Source organism: Mesorhizobium sp. M4A.F.Ca.ET.050.02.1.1, assembly GCF_003997725.1.
Lineage (GTDB): Bacteria > Pseudomonadota > Alphaproteobacteria > Rhizobiales > Rhizobiaceae > Mesorhizobium.
Map to the genome: position 1 here is coordinate 1 of NZ_RZSG01000861.1, position 2449 is coordinate 2449.

The window sequence follows — 2449 nt, forward strand, 5'->3', positions numbered from 1 at the left end:
ATATCGCCTCGGGCAGCGTGATCACCGAAAGCGTGCCCGACGATGCATTGGCCTTCGGTCGCGCCCGCCAGAAGACCATTCCCGGCAAGGGCAAGGAAATACGCGAGCGCTTTGCCTCGGCGGCAGCGAAAAAGAAAGCCGGCGCCGACCACTAGCGGTCAGCCGGCGAGCTCGCTTTCCTTGCCGAAAGCGGCGGTCACTTCGATCCTGCCGACGATCGACTTGTTGAATTCAGGCAGGTCTTCGGTAGGGATCCAGTATTCCAGATGCGCCTTGCTGCCGGCATGCTCGACCCGGTACCGGTTGAGAAAACTCTTCAACACGTCAAACCGGGTGACGAAACCCGAGCCGCTTGCGGGTACGTTCCAGTCGCGTGCGATCTGCACGGCGTAGGCTTCGGACAGGACCGGATAGAAAATCGGCTGTTCGGGCAGCCGTGGCGGAAACGCCCGCATGCCCGATGCCTCGATCAGCTTCAGCTCTTGTGATCCGACAGGACGCCAGAGTGTCACCGTGGGTTTGGCTTCGCCCATGGCCAGACTTTAGCCAGATATTTCTGAAACGAGAACCAAGCGCTTGAAAAACCGAACGATTGCAGTAATCGGATTGCAACAGCGGTATGTCAGGGTGCATTGCGAGCAAGACCCGTTCCGCTGACACGGAACGAAACGCAAAGTGACTTTCACGGCAGGCCCGCAATCCCTAGATAGCGCTGGGTTTCTGCAGGGAATCGGGGGTAACGGCCATGTGCGGCATCGTCGGAATTGTCGGCCATTCGCAGGTCGCGCCGCTCATCGTCGACGCGTTGAAGCGGCTGGAATATCGCGGCTATGACTCGGCCGGCGTCGCCACCATCGAAAATGGCGAGCTCGGCCGCCGCCGCGCCGAAGGCAAGCTAATCAACCTCGAACGCCGGCTGAAGGAAGAGCCGCTCGACGGCACGATCGGCATCGGCCACACGCGCTGGGCCACCCATGGCGTGCCGAACGAGACCAATGCGCATCCGCATTTTTCCGACGGCGTCGCCATCGTCCACAACGGCATCATCGAGAATTTCGCCGAACTGCGCGACGAGCTGACCCGCGACGGCTACAGCTTTTCCTCGCAGACAGACACCGAGGTCGTCGCGCATCTGGTAGCCCGCGAACTCGCCAAGGGACTGAAGCCGGTCCAGGCCGCGCACCAGGCGCTGAAGCGGCTCTCGGGCGCCTTCGCGCTGGCGATCATGTTCAAAGGCGACGAAGACCTCATCATAGGCGCCCGCAACGGTCCGCCTCTGGCAGTCGGCCATGGCGAGGGCGAGATGTTCCTCGGATCCGACGCCATTGCGCTGGCGCCCTTCACCAACTCGATCACCTATTTGGAAGACGGCGACTGGGCCGTGGTGCGCCGCAACGAGGTCGCCATCTTCGACATGGACGGCAACAAGGTCGACCGCAAGCGCCAGCAGTCGCTGTCGACCGGTTTCATGGTCGACAAGGGCAACCGGCGGCATTTCATGGAAAAGGAAATCCATGAGCAGCCGGAGGTGATCTCGCACACGCTGGCGCATTACGTCGACTTCATCTCCGGCATGTCGAAGCCGCTCGAGCTGCCCTTCGATTTCGCCAAGATCGGCCGGCTGGCGATCTCGGCCTGCGGCACCGCCTATCTGGCAGGCCTGATCAGCAAATACTGGTTCGAGCGCTATGCGCGGCTGCCGGTCGACATCGATGTCGCCTCGGAATTCCGCTACCGCGAGATGCCGCTGTCGTCGAACGACGCCGCCTTGTTCATCTCGCAGTCGGGCGAGACCGCCGACACGCTGGCCTCGCTGCGCTACTGCCGCCGGGCCGGCATGAAGATCGGCGCGGTCGTCAATGTGCGCGAATCGACCATGGCGCGCGAGTCCGACGTCGTCCTGCCGACACTGGCCGGGCCTGAGATCGGCGTCGCCTCGACCAAGGCCTTCACCTGCCAGCTCTCAGTGCTGGCTTCGCTCGCAGTGCGGGCGGGCGTGGCGCGCGGCACGATCTCGCGCGATGAGGAGAAAGTGCTGGTGCGCGAGCTTTCAGAGGCGCCCCGCTTCGCCAACCAGGTGCTGAAGCTGGACAGCCAGATCGAGCGGATCGCGCGCGAGCTGTCCCGCTACAGCGATGTGCTCTACCTCGGCCGCGACACCAACTTCCCGCTGGCCATGGAAGGCGCGCTGAAGCTCAAGGAAATCTCCTATATCCATGCCGAAGGCTATGCCGGTGGCGAATTGAAGCATGGACCGATCGCGCTGATCGACGAGCACATGCCAGTCATCGTCATCGCTCCGCATGACCGCATCTTCGAAAAGACGGTGTCCAACATGCAGGAAGTTGCGGCGCGCGGCGGCAAGATCATCCTGATCACCGACAGCAAGGGCGCGGCGCAGGCGAGCGTGAAGACGATGGAGACAATCGTGCTTCCCGAGGTGCCGGAG

General features: G+C 62.7%; 2 protein-coding genes and 1 pseudogene. 2 read left to right on the plus strand and 1 reads right to left on the minus strand.

From position 1 onward, the window contains the following. Positions 1 to 155 (plus strand): annotated as a pseudogene (gene glmU, locus EOA33_RS32310) (bifunctional UDP-N-acetylglucosamine diphosphorylase/glucosamine-1-phosphate N-acetyltransferase GlmU); the annotation flags it as partial. Positions 156 to 158: 3 nt separating this feature from the next. Here the strand turns inward: glmU and EOA33_RS32315 are convergent. After that, a complete protein-coding gene (locus tag EOA33_RS32315) occupies positions 159 to 533 on the minus strand; it encodes an ADP-ribosylation/crystallin J1 (protein WP_127407470.1) in 375 nt (124 codons plus the stop codon). A 212-nt stretch (positions 534 to 745) separates the two neighbouring features. Here EOA33_RS32315 and glmS point away from each other — a divergent pair. Next, positions 746 to 2449 (plus strand): glutamine--fructose-6-phosphate transaminase (isomerizing) (gene glmS, locus EOA33_RS32320; RefSeq protein WP_127407471.1); only part of this gene is annotated, 1704 nt, incomplete at its 3' end.

Bases quoted from the DNA above. Each gene is read 5' to 3' on its own strand.
- EOA33_RS32315 (WP_127407470.1), bottom strand. From the start codon at position 533: ATGGGCGAAGCCAAACCCACGGTGACACTCTGGCGTCCTGTCGGATCA.